This is a genomic window from Vibrio sp. 1288 (assembly GCF_033344475.1).
The window spans coordinates 1-732 of record NZ_JAWPOX010000460.1 but is presented as its reverse complement, the minus strand read 5'-3'; the positions used below and the strand labels follow the sequence as shown (position 1 = coordinate 732).

Below are 732 nucleotides of genomic sequence, written 5' to 3'. Positions count from 1 at the left end.
ACGGATACAGGTGTCCGTGAACGAGATCTGGCCAGCGTAGTAGTGACCATTTTTCCGATAGAGACAGTGTCTGCCAGTTAAAGCATTGGATTCCCTGTGCGGAGAGTTGTTCCAAATAGTCGTTCTCAGCACACAACACGAGGATCTTGATTTCATACTCGGGATTATGCTCGAGCACCAAGTCCACTAAGAACTTTTGCGCCCCACCATTTTGAGATAGGTCGTTGATGATGTGTAAAATTTTTGTTTTCATCAGTGCGCCATTTGATACTTTTGTTTGAGTTCGGAAATTTCACTTGAAGTAAAAAAGTGGGTCGTCAATTTGGATGACAACATTTCCTCAATAAACTCAGGTTTAGGTTGATAGCTGTTTTTGAACTCATTGATCAGCGAGGAGTACCATTTGTTGTTTGATTGGTTGTCGTGGACCACATCAACTGGATATCCGAGAAAATCGCCAACGGTAGCTGGTGATTGCTTCAGCTTGTCACTTCGAATTACGAGCAGAGAAAAGTTGCCTTGTTGGTAGGTTTGGCAACCAGCTTCATGATCGAACGGTTTATTGAACACGTCGATCCCTGTTAGCATTTTGATTTCATTATCAAACCACTCCAAAGGGTAGTGGTGATTCATGTGCTCTTCGAAAGCTTCTTGCAACAATTGCGGACGCTCAGAGCGAATTGCACTGTCGTCATTTAGGTATTTTTCTGCCATCCAGAAAGGTAAAGATTG

The 732-nt window shown here is 43.0% G+C and carries 1 protein-coding gene and 1 pseudogene; both read right to left on the bottom strand.

The genetic code is table 11. The annotated features are described in order from the left end of the window. Positions 1 to 253: pseudogene (locus R8O11_RS27380) on the bottom strand (glycosyltransferase); the annotation flags it as partial. Beyond that, the coding region (locus tag R8O11_RS27375) for a putative capsular polysaccharide synthesis family protein (protein ID WP_318194898.1) at positions 253 to 732 on the bottom strand (480 nt) is incomplete at its 5' end. The gene R8O11_RS27375 and the pseudogene R8O11_RS27380, both read right to left, overlap by 1 nt.